We start from the raw sequence: 13,683 nt of genomic DNA, 5'->3' as shown, positions 1-13,683 counted from the left end.
AAAAATTTAAGGAGCAGACCATGATTGAACAACGACTGTCCGAACAACGTGGCTTAGGCGATCACGGCTGGCTGCATTCACGCCATACCTTTTCGTTTGCCAGCTACTGGGACCCACAACAGACCGGTTTCTCCGATCTGCTGGTGATTAACGATGATCAGGTAGCACCGGGTCGCGGTTTCGGTGCGCATCCGCACAACAACATGGAGATTATCTCTTACGTGCTGGAAGGCGCGCTGGAGCATAAAGATTCCATGGGTACCGGTTCGGTTATCGTGCCCGGTGACGTGCAGCTGATGAGCGCCGGTAGCGGCGTAACGCACAGCGAGTTTAACCACTCGAAACAGGACAATGTGCACTTCCTGCAGATCTGGATTGTGCCGGCAGAACGCGGTACCGAGCCGGGTTACCAGCAGGTGTCAGTGGCAGAGGCCGACAAACGCGGCCAGCTGCGCCTGATTGTTTCGCCACAAGGCGATAACGGCTCGCTGCGCGTACGTCAGGATATGCGTATTTACGCGGGACTGTTTGACGGTGCCGAGCAGCAGACGCTGGAACTGGCTAACGATCGCTATGCTTATATTCACGTGGCGCGCGGCAGCATTGAAGTGAATGGCGTGAGCTTTAAAGCCGGCGACGGCGCGCGCGTACGCAATGAGACGGCGCTGCGGTTCGCTAACGGTAACAACGCTGAAGTGCTGGTGTTTGATTTACGACCAGTCGAAGTTAATCATCCGCAGCGTTAATTCATTGCGCGGTAAGTCAGCGAGGCATGGCGTGAACCTTCACGCCATGCCTTTTTATTTGGCTTAAGGAACGAATAATAACCAGTACCTGACAGGTCCGGCATAAAATAGGAATTTTTACCTTCCACAAAAATGCAAAGCCCCTTAAATTTGCCTCCAGGATAAGCACGCTACGCTAGGTATTTGGCGGCTAAACAACAAACAAAGTTAACACTATTACATTCCATTAGAATTAATGGTAATGAGGATTTTGATGGTTTTAAAACGCAGCTTTAATATCGCAGTGGTATTGGTTTTAGCCTTTTCTGTAACGGCTTGTGGTATGTCTCATCGTGGCCGCAACACCGCCATTGGCGCTGGTGTAGGTGCGGTCGGCGGCGCTGTTCTGACCGGCGGCAGCACCTTCGGTACCCTCGGCGGCGCAGCTATCGGCGGCCTGATTGGTCACGAAGTCAGCCGTTAATTTCACCGCTACTCAGGATTTCGCCAGCTGGAGTGCTGGCGAAATTTTAAACCATTTCATTTTTAAATTCTTATTCGTCCACTTTTCTCTTTTATCCATCGCCGGATAGCATCATGGTTTATTTTGCTGCAATGATAAACACACCTAATCGCGATGCGAGATGTAAAACCTCGCCATAAGTATCGGAATCATCAATCAGGCTTAATGATTTATTAAGTGGCGTCAGCATGCCAGGTGAAATTCGATCGCCAAATAACATCACTGCCCGCGCTGAATCATCCTGACGGGATATCCATGAAAGGCCCTGCGCTGATTCGCTCTGATGATGCAGAGCGGCTGCCCAGCGTCGGGTGAGGGGATAGTGATGTTTTTCTGTATCGATAAGCTGCTTACGCGTGATACCTAACTTGCGCAATGCGATGCTGCTCAGGTCGATCAGCAGCATATCTTCATTAACTTTAAGACAGGAATGAAGTTGATAATGTAATTTATTCTTATCCAGCGTCTTAAGACCGGGTGCGAAAGGCACGTCATGAAATACTGTTTCCATTAATGCGCAGTCTCTGGTCGAACCGCCGTATAGAGTCGGTATTGGCTGCCCATGTCTGGTTTTTATTGGACTGAAGCGGGCATTCCCTTTCACTCCAGGATTAAACTGGTTGGCGGCATAATGCGACAGATGGACCCGGTGCAGAATGCTTCCTGCTGAAAGCGTAATAAATGACAGCTGAAGTAAAGCGCCTGGCAATGGCGCACCTTCTTCGGCAGTAATAACAGGCAAAGTTGATAAATCATCAGGTTGCGCCGCAGTGCTGCGCTTATCCATGCGTTATTCCTTCCATTTCATCCAGAGCGGCGTCGATGACGCGTTGCGCTTCGGTTAGCAGTAGATCCTGTGGCCGTTTGCCCGCAAGGAAACTGTTATTCGACAGAAACCACAATGCAATAGCCCAACTGTCTTTGTGTCCGGCAAAAATCCTGAGTATCTGAGCCAGTGGTTTAATCGGGCGAAAGTGCGTGTCGCGATCCAGGCCATAATCGGGGAAATAATCTATCCCATTGTGATTGATGGCAAATATCTGACCGCTTTTTTTCCATTTATTCGGCTGAGCGCTCGGATTTGTGGAACTCAACCCTGCCAGTTGCGCCACTTCTGCGGCGCTGAGCCAGTTTCCGCTCTCCAGCACGGCATTGCGCGCCTCTAGCAACATCGCCGCTTCTTTGAGTAAATGAGGCGAAGCTGGCACGCGCGGTAACATCGCAATGGCCAGTTGCTCCAGCGATTCCTGCCGCTGCCGCTGTTGAAAAATTGCAAACATGGATGAAGCGATTGCGGAAAGATTTTCTGACAGGTTGCGCAGCGTCAGCGCATCGCTTGGATGGTCGAAAGTAATGGCAACAACGTGACTGGCATGTGATTTTGACAGTCGCCCCTGAATCTCCTGCGGAGTACCCGTCAGTGCAGAAACCCCGGTTTGATCTTTATCGCTAACCATCAGTTAACTCCCGCAAGGTTATTTAGGTTATCCGATTTTAAAGATATCCCGAATAACTTGCAATGGCATTGACGGTGCTGCTTTAAGTAAGCAAGAGGCGAGTGGTAAGAGGGAGCACACTGCAGAAAACGGATTGTTAAAAGTGGGAAACGCTAACAATCCGTTTGAGGTTCAGTCGATCTGAAGCTGGTGAATCATCAGAGCGGCGCGGGCGGCTTCTTTGCCTTTTTTAATGAAATGTTCGGTATAAAACGCTTCAATCGCGTCGACCGGCTGAAAATTGTGCGGAGTGAGTGATACCGAAAACACCGGAACATTGGTGGTGAGCTGCACATTCATCAGGCCATCGACGACGGCCTGCGCGACAAAGTCATGGCGATAGATGCCACCGTCGACCACCAGCGCGGCGCAGACAATCGCATCAAATTTGCCGGTTTCGGCCAGGCGTTTGGCCAGCAGCGGCATTTCAAACGCGCCGGGTACGTCATAGCTTTTTAAAGTATTTTCGACGCCTTGTTCTGCCAGTTCCTGCTCAAATCCTACCAGCGCGTTGTTCACGATCGCCTGATGCCATCCTGCTTTAATAAAAGCCACACGAAACTTATTCATAATGCTTCCATGATTAGCTGAAAAATTTATAAGTGAATAATAAAAAAGTCTTTTTTATCATCTGCCCGCTATCCGTCTGGTATACCATATGTTGCAATTTTGATCCACAACGCGGGCAGCGCGGTTAACGTGCTGCTTGACGCCAGCCAGCGCCTGCAATACAAATAGACGCGTCGGGGGAGTCTCGCCTGAGAGACTGAGAGGCTAATAGCGCACTGCGCGGCTTAGCGACCCTTTGAACCTGACCCAGTTGATACTGGCGTAGGAAGACTGACGGCTTCATGTGCAAAGCCGTCTGGCGCAAAGGCGAGCCCGATCGCTGGCGTCGATTCCCTTCACCTGTATCTGCGGGTCTCAGTTATCACTGAGAGGCCGATGTGAATTTCCCAGATTATTTACCGGAACGTGATTCATGAGCCGCTGGAGCGTGCTCGGTAGCGGCGTGTCCGGGATTTGTGTCGCCACGCTGCTGGCTGAGCGCGGCGAAACCGTCGAGGTCATTGATGATGAAGCGCGTCAGCCTGCCTCGTGGTTTGCCGGTGGCATGCTGGCGCCGTGGTGTGAAGCAGAAAGCGCGCCAGCGGAGGTGATTACCCTCGGCCAGCATGCTGCGGCCTGGTGGCAAACGCGCGTCAGCAGCGTGGTGCATCAGGGTACGTTAGTGCTGGCACCGCCGCGTGATAACCCGGAGTTAAACCGCTTCGCGCGCATGACGACGGCGCATCAATGGGTTGATCCGGCGTCGCTTGAACCGGCGCTGGAAAACCGGTTTGCGCGCGGACTGTTTTTCCCGCGCGAAGCACATCTCGATCCGCGCCGTGCGCTGGCTGAACTGCGTGACAAACTGCTGCAGCGCGGCGTCCGCTTTGATGCGCGCCAGCCATCGGGCCGGATCATCGACTGTCGCGGTATCCATGCCAGAGCGCAGCTCTCCGGCCTGCGCGCGGTGCGCGGGGAAATGCTGATCCTGCAGAGTCATGAGGTGTCATTTTCCCGGCCGATTCGTCTGCTCCATCCGCGTTTTCCCTGTTATCTGGTGCCGCGTCGCGACGGCCACTTCATGCTCGGCGCCACCATGATCGAAAGCGACGATGCCAGCGCTATCAGCGCGCGCGCCATGATGGAACTGCTCAGCGCGGCCTACACCCTGCACCCGGCGCTGGCGGAAGCGCGCGTCATCGAAAGCGGCAGCGGTCTGCGTCCGGCATGGCCGGCTAATCTGCCGGAAATCCACTATCACAACGGTATTTTTTATCTTAACGGCATGTATCGTCACGGTTTTCTGCTGGCACCAATGATGGCAGAACAGCTGATGCAGCGCCTGTCCGGGGAGGTTAGCCATGAATATTCAGCTTAACGGCCGCACCATCAGCACTGAGGCCACCAGCCTCAGCGAATTGCTGATCGAACAGCAAATCGATGCGGCCTGTGTTGCCACCGCCTGCAATGGCGATTTTGTGCCGAAAAGTCAGTATGCCAGCCTGCAGTTACAGGAAGGCTGGCAGCTGGAAGTCCTGTCACCGATGCAGGGAGGCTGAGCGATGTTTTACGATTTTACGCCGCAGTCACGCTTGCTGCTCGGCACCGCAGGCTACCCTTCACCGGCGATTTTGCAGCAGGCGATCGCCGCATCCGGCAGTGAAATTATCACTGTCAGCCTGCGCCGCGAAGGCACGGCGGGCGCGGCTTTTCGCGAGCTGCTGACGGGCCTGAATATGCGCGTGCTGCCCAATACCGCTGGCTGCCACACGGTCAAAGAGGCCGTCACCACCGCGCACATGGCGCGCGAGTTGTTTAACACGCCGTGGATCAAGCTGGAAGTGATTGGTCATGCCGACACGCTGCAGCCCGATCCGTTCGCGCTGGTCGAAGCGGCACGCATTTTGTGCGCCGACGGCTTCCTGGTGTTTCCCTACACCACGGAGGATCTGATAGTCGGTGAAAAACTGCTGGCCGCTGGCTGTGAACTGCTGATGCCGTGGGGCGCGCCCATCGGCTCCGGCCAGGGATTGCGAAATATTGACGGGCTGCGGGCGATGCGTGCCTGGTTCAGCGATATTCCACTGATCATTGATGCTGGCATCGGCGCGCCGTCACAGGCAGCGCAGGCGATGGAGATGGGCTTCGATGCCATCCTGCTCAATACCGCTGTGGCGAAAGCGGGCGATCCGGTGGCGATGGCGCGCGCGTTCAGCCAGGCGATCGCCGCCGGGCAGGGCGCGCGCGAGGCCGGGCTGATGGAGAAGCGTGATATGGCCGTGGCCTCAACGCCGATCTTCGGCCTCGCTAACCTGAACTAAGGAGCTCGCAATGGAACGCTACCAACGCCAGATGATGCTGCCGGAAATTGGCGTCGTCGGGCAGCAGAAACTGGCTCGCGCCCGCGTGCTGGTAGCCGGTGCCGGTGGGCTGGCCGCCACGCTGCTGCCTCAGCTGACGGGCGCGGGCGTCGGTCAGCTGTGTCTGTACGATGACGATCAGGTCGCGCTGCATAACCTGCATCGCCAGACGCTGTTCACCCTGCAGGATGTGGGTCGCAGCAAAGCTGTGGCGGCGCAGCAGGCTTTGCATCAGCGCAATCCTGAGGTGCAAATCGAAGCGGTGCCCGAGGCGCTGAGTGCCAGCAATATCGCGCAGGCGCTGGCGGAGTGCGATCTGGTGATTGATGCCGCCGATAACTTCGCGGTGACTTACCAACTGTCTGATGCCTGTTTCCAGGCGGGCATACCGCTGATCAGCGCCTCGGTGCTGGGTCGTCAGGGCTATGCTGGCGGTTTTTGCGGCGGCGCACCGAGTTATCGTGCGCTGTTTCCGCAGCTGCCTGCTTCCGCAGCTAACTGCAACACCGCCGGCGTGATAGGGCCAGCCGTGGCGGCGCTGGGGGCGATGCAGGCGCAGATGGCGCTCAGCATACTGCTCGGCCTGCAACCCTCACCGCTCGGTTGCATGGTCAACTGTGACTTCGTCAGCTGGCACTTTCGTTCGTTCCGCTTTGATGCGGCACAGGAACCGGCCCAGCCCGGCGTGCCGTTTATTGATGCTCACCTGTTACAGCCCGGAGACTGCATTGTGGAGCTGCGCAGCTGCGAAGAGGCGCCCGCCAGCGTGGCCGATCGGGTTGAGCGCGTATTGCCGCACGAACTGGACGCCTGGCAGCCACCGGCGGATCGCCGCATCGTACTGGTGTGTGCCAGCGGCATCCGGGCGGCGCAGGCGGCCAGCGCGCTGGCGCAGCGCGGCTTCAATCAGCTGGCGATTCTGGCGGCGCGGCGGCCATGACGCAGGACATCCGCTTTGACCAGGTGAGCTTTGCCTGGGGCGAAAAACAGCTGTGCCATCGGCTCAATCTGCAACTGCGTGGCGGCAAGACCACGGTGTTACTGGGCTGCAGCGGCATTGGTAAAAGTACGCTGCTGCGTCTGGTGGCCGGCTTAGTGCAGCCGCAGCAGGGCAGCCTGAGCGGTATTGCGCAGCACGTGGCATGGATGGGGCAGCAGGATCTGCTCTATCCGTGGCTAACGGTGCTGGAGAATGTGATGCTGACGGCGCGTCTGAGCGGTGCGAAGCCGGACCGCGTGCGGGCGCACCATTTGCTGGCACAGGTGGGACTGGAAGACGAGGCGCAAGCCGCGCCCTCACAGCTCTCAGGTGGTATGCGGCAGCGGGTCGCGCTGGCGCGCACGCTGTATGCGCAGCGCGAGCTGGTGCTGATGGATGAGCCGTTCGCCACGCTGGATGTGATGACTAAACACCAGCTGCAAACGCTGACCGCGACGCTGTTGCGCCGCAAAACGGTGCTGCTGGTGACGCACGATCCGCTGGAAGCCTGCCGTATGGCCGATGACATTCGGCTGTTGCACGGCCAGCCGCTGCAGGTGACGCACTGGGCTGTGCCGGCAGGTACGGTGCCGCGCGCGCTCAATGATGCCGGACTGCTGCAGGCGCAGGCCGAACTCTTTTCCCGACTGAATTCCTATGAAAAAGCTGAGTAGTGGTATCTACCTGATCGCGGTGGTGCTGGGCGTGTGGCTGCTGGCGCGGCACAACGGCGTACCGGCATTTTTGCTGCCGGCACCGCATGCGGTGCTGGAGGCTCTGTGGCAAAAGCGGCAGCTGCTCGCGCATCACGCAATGTTTACGCTGGCGGAGATTGTGCTGGCGCTGCTGCTGGGCGTCGGCGGCGGCGTGGTGCTGGCGGTACTGATGGCCTCCAGCCCGCTACTGCGTCGGGTGCTGTTTCCGCTGGTGACAGCCAGCCAGACCATCCCGGTATTTGCGCTGGCCCCGCTACTGGTGCTGTGGCTGGGTTTTGGCATCGCGTCAAAAGTCGTGGTGGCGGCGCTGATTTTGTTTTTCCCGCTGTGCCTGTCGCTGTTCGACGGTTTATGCCGTACGCCTGCCGGCTGGCTGGAGCTGGCGCAAACGCTGTATCCCTCGCGCTGGCGAATTTTCTGGCGCGTGCGCTGGCCGGCTGCGCTGCCGCAGTTTTTCGCCGGCCTGCAGATGGCGGTGGTGCTGGCACCGATTGGGGTGGTGATCGGCGAGTGGGTCGGTGCCAGCGAAGGGTTGGGCTACCTGATGATGCAATCCAACGCGCGGCTGGAAACGGCCACCAGTTTTGCCGCACTGCTGCTGTTAATGAGCCTGGCGCTGCTGCTCTCAGCGGCCGTGGCGCTGGTGCGTAAAAAATTTCTCTGGCAATCATACTAAGGAACTTGAGTGAATAGACTTCTTCGTGCCATCGCTTCGTTACTGCTGCTGGCCACCGTCAACGCGCAGGCAGCCGAAAAGGTGCGGCTGCTGCTCGACTGGTTCATTAACCCCAACCACGCGGCGATCTTTGCCGCTCAGTACAGCGGGGCGTTTAAACAGCAGGGGCTGGATGTCGAGATGATCGCACCGGCGGATTCCGCGTCGGTACCGCTGTTGCTGGCGGCAGGCAAAGCGGATCTGGCGATTAGCTATCAGCCGCAGCTCTATACGCTGGTGGACAAGCAGGTGCCGGTGATCCGGGTTGGTACGCTGATTAACCAGCCGCTGAACACCCTGACAGCCGTATCGGGCGATATCCACAGTATTAAAGATTTCGCCGGTAAATCGATTGGCTATGCGATTCCCGGCGCGGAAGATGTGGCTATCCGCAATATGCTGAAATCGCAGGGCGTCGACGTTAACAGCGTGAAGCTGGTAAATCTGAATATGGACGCCGTCTCCGCGCTGCTGACGCATAAAATTGACGGCGCGCTGACCATCTTCCGTAACTACGAGCTGCTGGATTTGCAGGACAAAGGCGCAAAGCCGGTGTCTTTTAAACCGGAAGATTACGGCGTGCCGGCCTACGATGAGTTGATTATTCTGGCCAACAGCAACACGGCGGCAAACGATCCTCGCATCCCGGCATTTCTGCGTGGGCTGGATGCGGGCATCGCCTGGCTGCGCGCTCACCCGCAACAGGCGTGGCAGGCGTTCATTAAGCGTTACCCTGAACTGGATACGCCACTCAATCATCAGGCCTGGCAGGCGACGCTGCCTTATTTTGCAACGCACAGTGCGGAATTCAATCAGGCGCGTTATCAGGCATTTGGTGAATATATGAAAGCCAACGGGCTGATCACCACCGTGGCGCCGCTGGCGCGCTATTCACTGTAATCCGTCCGCTTACGCCGTTTTCCCGGGCCGGGAGAACGGCGCGCGTTGACATTGCGTGCGGCCGGGGGACAAACGGAGACCCGCATCCCCGGTTTTCGGAAAATACTGGATTTCTGTGACTGTTATCACTGCGCGGGTAACGCTAAAATAAATACTTCTCATTTAGCAGAAGGTTTTTCGTCACGATGTTTTCGCGTTTCACACTGGCCACGTTAACGGCCACACTCCTGCTCACCGGCTGTGCGCGTCATGCTGCCAGCGACAGCAGCGCTGATGCTGCCGCCGCAGAAGCCCCGGCTACCGCTTCCGCTCCGGTCGAAAACAACGACAGCGCTTCGCCGTTTGCCAGCGGACCGACCGTCATCAATGTCTCCCATCTGGTGACGCGCACCGACGATGGCTCATCCGTGTACGTGACGGTGGATGGGCAGGAAGCCGGACTGCTGCAAAAGGGCGAGAGTAAAGAGCTCCGCGTTCCGGCCGGTAAACACCAGATTGGCGGCTACGTGCAAACACTGTTTGGTTTTGGCAAAGTGACCATTCCTGCGGTCGATGTCACCACAGACACCAATGGCCCGAAAAACGTGGTCTATTCCGTTACGCGGCAAAAACCGCAGTTCAGCGAAAGCGCTGCCACGCCAAACAACTCCTGATTGACTGCGGTGCGGGCCAGGTGTCGGCACCGTTGATCGAAGTCTGGGGCAGGGCGTAATACGCTCTGCCTGAACGGTCAGATAATTAAGTCAACATGCTGGCCACCCGGCATCTTTACACCCAGCGTCAGCTCTCCACCCAGCGCCTCAATGTAGCGCTTCAGCGTGGAGATTTTTAACTCTGCGCCACGCGCTTCCATCGCCGCCACAGATGACTGGGCAATGTGCATGGCCTGCGCTTGCTGACGCTGAGTCCGCTGCATCTGCTCACGTAATTGATAAAGCTGGTATTCCAGACGCATCTGGCTGACGCGTTCATCGACCTGATGTTGCTGTTCGGGCGTCAGCGCCGCCAGCATCTCATCCAAGGTTTTCATTATGTGTTTCCCCGATTGCGTTCAGATGATGATGGTATTCGGTTTCGGCAATGCGAAGCATCTGCTGATAGAAACGCTTTTGATTTTTACCCTGTTTGTTGCCGGCACACAGCACAATCGCATGGCGGCGCGGATCGAAAACAAAAAAGCTGCGGATGGGACGACCTTTACTTTGCACGCGTAGCTCTTTCATATTGGGCACCCGCGATAACATCAGGGTATCAACGAAAGGGCGGCCGAGGTGCGGACCGTCCTGCGCCAGAAGCTTCATGGCGGCAAGCACGTCGAGACGCAACGCTTCATCCTGAGTCTGCAACCATTTCCAAAACCGATCTGTTGCTTCAACCTGCCACACGATGCCATCCTTGATAGTCTGTAGTCTATTTTATCGTCTGCAGCCTATCAAGACTCACGGATTAAAAAATCCGTGACGGGGAATTTATCTCATCTTTCGAGTCTGGCTCGCAAAAACAGCGGTAAAGCGCAATAAGCCATCAGTGCATCAACGCATACACGACATCAATGGCGTTGATGACCAGGAAGAACAGGATAATGTGGGTGAGGGCATTAACAGACATCGCTTTGGGTTGAGACATCATCAGTCCTGAATAATTAACGTGAATACAGTGAAGTAACGTTAAATATTACCTGTTAAGAATAAGATTACTATGCTGTGCCACGGTTATCAGAGGTGCCGGACGGCTGCGTTTTCATGCGCGGGTTCAGAAGGCGCAGCATTTCATCCGCTTGCGGCCGCGCGTCCTTAATTTTAAAGATAAATCGCAGAGGCATTCGCCTGATGGCTGGCCCGGATTGCGTGGCTGATGGCGTCGAGGCGCAGCGGTGAGATTAAATCGCCGGTAAGATTTGCGCCGTCAGAGTGCGTAAATGTTCACGCAATAATTGATGTAAAGCGCGAATCGCCGGCGAGAATTGTTTGCGATGCGGGCAGATTAAATGCAGCGGCGTGCTTTCGCCTGGCAACTGCGGCAGCACCCGTTCCAGCCGGCCATGCCTGATATCGTCGCAGACATCAAGCCAGGATTTATAAGCAATCCCCATTCCGGCAATTGCCCAGCGGCGCGCCACTTCAGCGTCGTCGCACAGCAACCGGCTTTTCACCGTGATTTGCCGCCGCATCCCTTCCTGCGGAAAGGTCCATTTATCATACACGTGGCCGCCCATGACAAACGGCAGACAGTGATGCTGTGCCAGATCCTCGAGTTTTTCCGGACGGCCATGTCGATCGAGATAATCGGGTGCGGCGACCATCACACGGCGGTTTTCTTCCGCCAGCGGTAGCGCGACATAGCTGCTGTCCTCCAGCTTACCGTAGCGAATAGCGATATCCACCGGATCGCGGAACACGTCACTCACCTGATCGGAAAACGAGAGACGCAGCCCGAGCGCCGGATGCGCCCGGCAAAATTCTGTCAGCAGCGGCAGAATAATATGGCGGCCGATGTCAGACGGCAGAGCGATTTTCAGCTCGCCGCTCAGGGCATCGTCGTGGCTTTGCAGGCTTTCTGCACCGGCGTGCATTAGCGCCAGCATCTCCTGCGCGAACGGCAGATACTTTTCGCCTTCCGCCGTTAAACGCAGGCTGCGCGTCGATCGCGCAAACAGGCGGCGATCGAGATCGCGCTCCAGCCGCTGAATGGCGGCGCTGACCTGACCGGGCAGCAGGTTGGCTTCGCGCGCTGCGCGGGAAAAGCTGCCCAGCGCGGCAGAGCGCACAAACAGGGTGACATCTTCTAAACGAATCATCGACGTTCTCGCCATTATCGGGATTTTCACTCTACGAGTGAAAGTGTTGTCCTGCAACAGGCATTTTTCCCGGTGCGATGTCTGGCTATGCTGCTGTCAATACCCTGAAAATATTCACTCACCTGGAGCCTGTTGCATGAAAGCGATTGTTTATAGCCAAAACGGTTTACCGATTTCAGATGAAAATGCGTTGTATGAACTGGACGTGGCGAAACCGCAGCCAGGCGCACGCGATCTGCTGGTGAAAATCAGCGCGATTGCGGTTAACCCGGTTGATACCAAAGTGCGCGCTGGCGCCCCGACAGACACGCCGCGCATTCTCGGCTGGGATGCGGTGGGCGTGGTCGAGGCGGTGGGCAGCGATGTCACACTGTTTCAGCCCGGCGATGAAGTTTACTACGCCGGCGACATCACGCGCGCTGGCAGCTATGCCGAGTACGGACTGGTGGATGAACGCATCGCCGGACTCAAGCCGCGCACGCTGAGCGACGCCGATGCCGCCGCGCTGCCGCTGACATCACTCACCGCGTGGGAACTGCTGTTTGATCGCCTGGAAATTGATGCTGCCGACGAAGGCACATTGCTGATCATCGGCGCGGGCGGCGGCGTGGGTTCGATGCTGACGCAGCTGGCGCGCAAACTGACCCGACTGACGGTAATTGGTACCGCCTCTCGCCCGGAAACCGCCGACTGGGTGCGCTCGCTGGGTGCCCATCATGTTATCGATCACCAGCGTCCGCTGGGCGAGCAGCTGGCAGCGATTGGCCATAAAGAGGTGCGCTACGTGGCCTCACTGACCCATACCGACAGCTACTACCCGCAGTTGATCGATGTGCTGGCTCCGCAGGGCAAACTGGCGCTGATTGACGATCCGGAAACCCTGGATGCGGTGCCGCTGAAGCGCAAAGCCATCTCGCTGCACTGGGAACTGATGTTTACCCGCTCGCTGTTCCATACCGCCGATATGCAGCGCCAGCATCAGATTCTGCAGCAGGTGAGTCAGCTGATTGACGATCAAACCCTGCAGACCACCGCTGGCGAGCATCACGGCAGCATCAGCGCGGCCAACCTGCGTAAAGCGCATGCGCTGATTGAAAGCGGTCGCGCACGCGGCAAGATTGTTCTCAGCGGCTTTTAAGTCATTAAAACACGTAAGGTTAACCGTCCGTCAGCCCGGGCGGTTATGGTAGCGACTTTGCTATTTATCTGCGCTCTGGCGCAATCTTCAATCAGGAGACTCTCATGACCCTTAATGATGCGGTTGCCCGCCGTCACACAGTAAAAGCTTTCTCTGCGGGCAAAACGCTGCCGCAGCAGGAGATCGACACGCTGCTTAACCTGCTGCGCAACAGCCCGTCATCGGTTAACTCGCAGCCGTGGCACTTTGTTGTCGCGTCGACTGCGGAAGGGCGGGAAAAGATGGCGCAATCCACCAGCGGCGCGTTCATTTACAACAACCCTAAGGTGCTGAACGCTTCACACGTGATTGCGCTGTGCATGCGCACCGATCTGGATGAAGCGCACCTGCAAAATGTGCTGGCGCAGGAAGAGAAAGACGGGCGTTTTGCCAAACCCGAAGCCAAAGCCGGGCAGGATAAGAGCCGCCGCAGCTACGTGGATATGCACCGTTATGAGCTGCGCGATGTGCCGCAATGGATGGAGAAACAGGTCTATCTGGCGCTGGGCGGACTGTTACTGGGCGCCGCGATGCTCGGCATTGATGCCACCCCGATGGAAGGCTTTGATGCGCGCGCACTTGACCAGGCGCTGGGCCTGCGTGAACAGGGCTTTACCAGCGTGGTGCTGGTTTCGCTTGGCTATCGCAGTGAGGAAGATTTCAACGCCACGCTGCCGAAATCGCGACTGCCGCAGGACGAAATTTTCACATTTATCTAAGGGACTTAACCAGGTGCGCACCTGCGC

At 57.1% G+C, this 13,683-nt stretch carries 17 protein-coding genes, 1 pseudogene and 1 riboswitch; of the genes and pseudogenes, 12 read left to right on the top strand and 6 right to left on the bottom strand.

Translation table 11 applies throughout. From position 1 onward, the window contains the following. Positions 1–20: 20 nt before the first annotated feature. Both K7H94_RS21415 and K7H94_RS21410 read left to right on the top strand, forming a co-directional pair. A complete protein-coding gene (locus K7H94_RS21415; protein WP_222952185.1) occupies positions 21–746 on the top strand; it encodes a pirin family protein in 726 nt (241 codons plus the stop codon). Positions 747–999: 253 nt separating this feature from the next. After that, on the top strand, positions 1,000–1,209 hold the full coding sequence (locus K7H94_RS21410) for a glycine zipper 2TM domain-containing protein (protein ID WP_031279978.1): 210 nt from the start codon (positions 1,000–1,002) through the stop codon (positions 1,207–1,209). Positions 1,210–1,327: 118 nt separating this feature from the next. Here the strand turns inward: K7H94_RS21410 and K7H94_RS21405 are convergent, their stop codons facing one another. The 3 genes from K7H94_RS21405 to K7H94_RS21395 form a co-directional block, all read right to left on the bottom strand. Then, positions 1,328–2,035, bottom strand: coding sequence for an RES family NAD+ phosphorylase (locus K7H94_RS21405; RefSeq protein WP_222952184.1), 708 nt, complete (start codon positions 2,033–2,035; stop codon positions 1,328–1,330). Next, a complete protein-coding gene (locus K7H94_RS21400; protein WP_222952183.1) occupies positions 2,028–2,705 on the bottom strand; it encodes a hypothetical protein in 678 nt (225 codons plus the stop codon). The genes K7H94_RS21405 and K7H94_RS21400 overlap by 8 nt, the downstream gene beginning before the upstream one ends. Before the next feature lie 171 nt (positions 2,706–2,876). Beyond that, positions 2,877–3,314 carry a 6,7-dimethyl-8-ribityllumazine synthase gene (locus tag K7H94_RS21395; protein WP_058781064.1) on the bottom strand — a complete coding sequence of 146 codons (438 nt, stop codon included), beginning with the start codon at positions 3,312–3,314 and terminating at the stop codon, positions 2,877–2,879. A 165-nt stretch (positions 3,315–3,479) separates the two neighbouring features. Continuing rightward, positions 3,480–3,599: riboswitch (TPP riboswitch) on the top strand. A 127-nt stretch (positions 3,600–3,726) separates the two neighbouring features. Here K7H94_RS21395 and K7H94_RS21390 point away from each other — a divergent pair. The 8 genes and pseudogenes from K7H94_RS21390 (at position 3,727) to K7H94_RS21355 (ending at position 9,616) form a co-directional block, all read left to right on the top strand. Further along, positions 3,727–4,671, top strand: coding sequence for an FAD-dependent oxidoreductase (locus K7H94_RS21390; protein WP_222952182.1), 945 nt, complete (start codon positions 3,727–3,729; stop codon positions 4,669–4,671). Further along, positions 4,655–4,852, top strand: coding sequence for a sulfur carrier protein ThiS (gene thiS / locus K7H94_RS21385; protein WP_010615679.1), 198 nt, complete (start codon positions 4,655–4,657; stop codon positions 4,850–4,852). The genes K7H94_RS21390 and thiS overlap by 17 nt, the downstream gene beginning before the upstream one ends. Positions 4,853–4,855: 3 nt before the next feature. After that, positions 4,856–5,614, top strand: a complete 759-nt coding sequence (locus tag K7H94_RS21380; RefSeq protein ID WP_222952181.1) for a thiazole synthase — start codon at positions 4,856–4,858, stop codon at positions 5,612–5,614. A gap of 10 nt (positions 5,615–5,624) precedes the next feature. Further along, entirely contained in the window at positions 5,625–6,593 is a 969-nt protein-coding gene (locus tag K7H94_RS21375) for a HesA/MoeB/ThiF family protein (protein WP_222952180.1), read from the top strand. Positions 6,594–6,667: 74 nt separating this feature from the next. After that, positions 6,668–7,306, top strand: a pseudogene (locus K7H94_RS21370) (ABC transporter ATP-binding protein); the annotation flags it as partial. Next, entirely contained in the window at positions 7,290–8,024 is a 735-nt protein-coding gene (locus K7H94_RS21365; protein ID WP_222952178.1) for an ABC transporter permease, read from the top strand. The pseudogene K7H94_RS21370 and the gene K7H94_RS21365, both read left to right, overlap by 17 nt. A gap of 9 nt (positions 8,025–8,033) precedes the next feature. Then, positions 8,034–8,963, top strand: coding sequence for an ABC transporter substrate-binding protein (locus tag K7H94_RS21360; protein WP_058781069.1), 930 nt, complete (start codon positions 8,034–8,036; stop codon positions 8,961–8,963). 185 nt (positions 8,964–9,148) lie between these two features. Next, positions 9,149–9,616 (top strand): hypothetical protein, encoded by a 468-nt coding sequence (locus tag K7H94_RS21355; RefSeq protein ID WP_058759022.1) that lies wholly within the window; start codon positions 9,149–9,151, stop codon positions 9,614–9,616. Positions 9,617–9,693: 77 nt separating this feature from the next. Here the strand turns inward: K7H94_RS21355 and K7H94_RS21350 are convergent, their stop codons facing one another. The 3 genes from K7H94_RS21350 to K7H94_RS21340 all read right to left on the bottom strand — a co-directional run bounded on the left by K7H94_RS21350 (position 9,694) and on the right by K7H94_RS21340 (position 11,760). Beyond that, positions 9,694–9,993, bottom strand: a complete 300-nt coding sequence (locus K7H94_RS21350) for a helix-turn-helix domain-containing protein (RefSeq protein WP_021508926.1) — start codon at positions 9,991–9,993, stop codon at positions 9,694–9,696. After that, positions 9,977–10,348, bottom strand: a complete 372-nt coding sequence (locus tag K7H94_RS21345; protein WP_222952177.1) for a type II toxin-antitoxin system RelE/ParE family toxin — start codon at positions 10,346–10,348, stop codon at positions 9,977–9,979. The genes K7H94_RS21350 and K7H94_RS21345 overlap by 17 nt, the downstream gene beginning before the upstream one ends. Positions 10,349–10,842: 494 nt before the next feature. Next, positions 10,843–11,760, bottom strand: coding sequence for a LysR family transcriptional regulator (locus tag K7H94_RS21340; protein ID WP_058759023.1), 918 nt, complete (start codon positions 11,758–11,760; stop codon positions 10,843–10,845). 136 nt (positions 11,761–11,896) lie between these two features. Here K7H94_RS21340 and K7H94_RS21335 point away from each other — a divergent pair, with 136 nt between their 5' ends. Then, positions 11,897–12,898 carry a zinc-binding alcohol dehydrogenase family protein gene (locus K7H94_RS21335; RefSeq protein WP_021508931.1) on the top strand — a complete coding sequence of 334 codons (1,002 nt, stop codon included), beginning with the start codon at positions 11,897–11,899 and terminating at the stop codon, positions 12,896–12,898. Between the two features lie 104 nt (positions 12,899–13,002). After that, positions 13,003–13,656: an oxygen-insensitive NAD(P)H nitroreductase gene (gene nfsB, locus K7H94_RS21330; protein ID WP_058770319.1), complete on the top strand. Its 654-nt coding sequence runs from the start codon at positions 13,003–13,005 to the stop codon at positions 13,654–13,656. The last annotated feature ends 27 nt before the right edge of the window (positions 13,657–13,683 follow it).

The organism is Pantoea dispersa (assembly GCF_019890955.1).
GTDB lineage: Bacteria > Pseudomonadota > Gammaproteobacteria > Enterobacterales > Enterobacteriaceae > Pantoea > Pantoea dispersa.
The sequence above is the reverse complement of the archived record's forward strand: the minus strand, read 5'-3'. Positions and strand labels throughout refer to the sequence as shown.

Bases quoted from the DNA above. Each gene is read 5' to 3' on its own strand.
- K7H94_RS21415 (WP_222952185.1), top strand. From the start codon at position 21: ATGATTGAACAACGACTGTCCGAACAACGTGGCTTAGGCGATCACGGC.
- K7H94_RS21410 (WP_031279978.1), top strand. From the start codon at position 1,000: ATGGTTTTAAAACGCAGCTTTAATATCGCAGTGGTATTGGTTTTAGCC.
- K7H94_RS21405 (WP_222952184.1), bottom strand. From the start codon at position 2,035: ATGGATAAGCGCAGCACTGCGGCGCAACCTGATGATTTATCAACTTTG.
- K7H94_RS21400 (WP_222952183.1), bottom strand. From the start codon at position 2,705: ATGGTTAGCGATAAAGATCAAACCGGGGTTTCTGCACTGACGGGTACT.
- K7H94_RS21395 (WP_058781064.1), bottom strand. From the start codon at position 3,314: ATGAATAAGTTTCGTGTGGCTTTTATTAAAGCAGGATGGCATCAGGCG.
- K7H94_RS21390 (WP_222952182.1), top strand. From the start codon at position 3,727: ATGAGCCGCTGGAGCGTGCTCGGTAGCGGCGTGTCCGGGATTTGTGTC.
- thiS (WP_010615679.1), top strand. From the start codon at position 4,655: ATGAATATTCAGCTTAACGGCCGCACCATCAGCACTGAGGCCACCAGC.
- K7H94_RS21380 (WP_222952181.1), top strand. From the start codon at position 4,856: ATGTTTTACGATTTTACGCCGCAGTCACGCTTGCTGCTCGGCACCGCA.
- K7H94_RS21375 (WP_222952180.1), top strand. From the start codon at position 5,625: ATGGAACGCTACCAACGCCAGATGATGCTGCCGGAAATTGGCGTCGTC.
- K7H94_RS21365 (WP_222952178.1), top strand. From the start codon at position 7,290: ATGAAAAAGCTGAGTAGTGGTATCTACCTGATCGCGGTGGTGCTGGGC.
- K7H94_RS21355 (WP_058759022.1), top strand. From the start codon at position 9,149: ATGTTTTCGCGTTTCACACTGGCCACGTTAACGGCCACACTCCTGCTC.
- K7H94_RS21350 (WP_021508926.1), bottom strand. From the start codon at position 9,993: ATGAAAACCTTGGATGAGATGCTGGCGGCGCTGACGCCCGAACAGCAA.
- K7H94_RS21340 (WP_058759023.1), bottom strand. From the start codon at position 11,760: ATGATTCGTTTAGAAGATGTCACCCTGTTTGTGCGCTCTGCCGCGCTG.
- K7H94_RS21335 (WP_021508931.1), top strand. From the start codon at position 11,897: ATGAAAGCGATTGTTTATAGCCAAAACGGTTTACCGATTTCAGATGAA.
- nfsB (WP_058770319.1), top strand. From the start codon at position 13,003: ATGACCCTTAATGATGCGGTTGCCCGCCGTCACACAGTAAAAGCTTTC.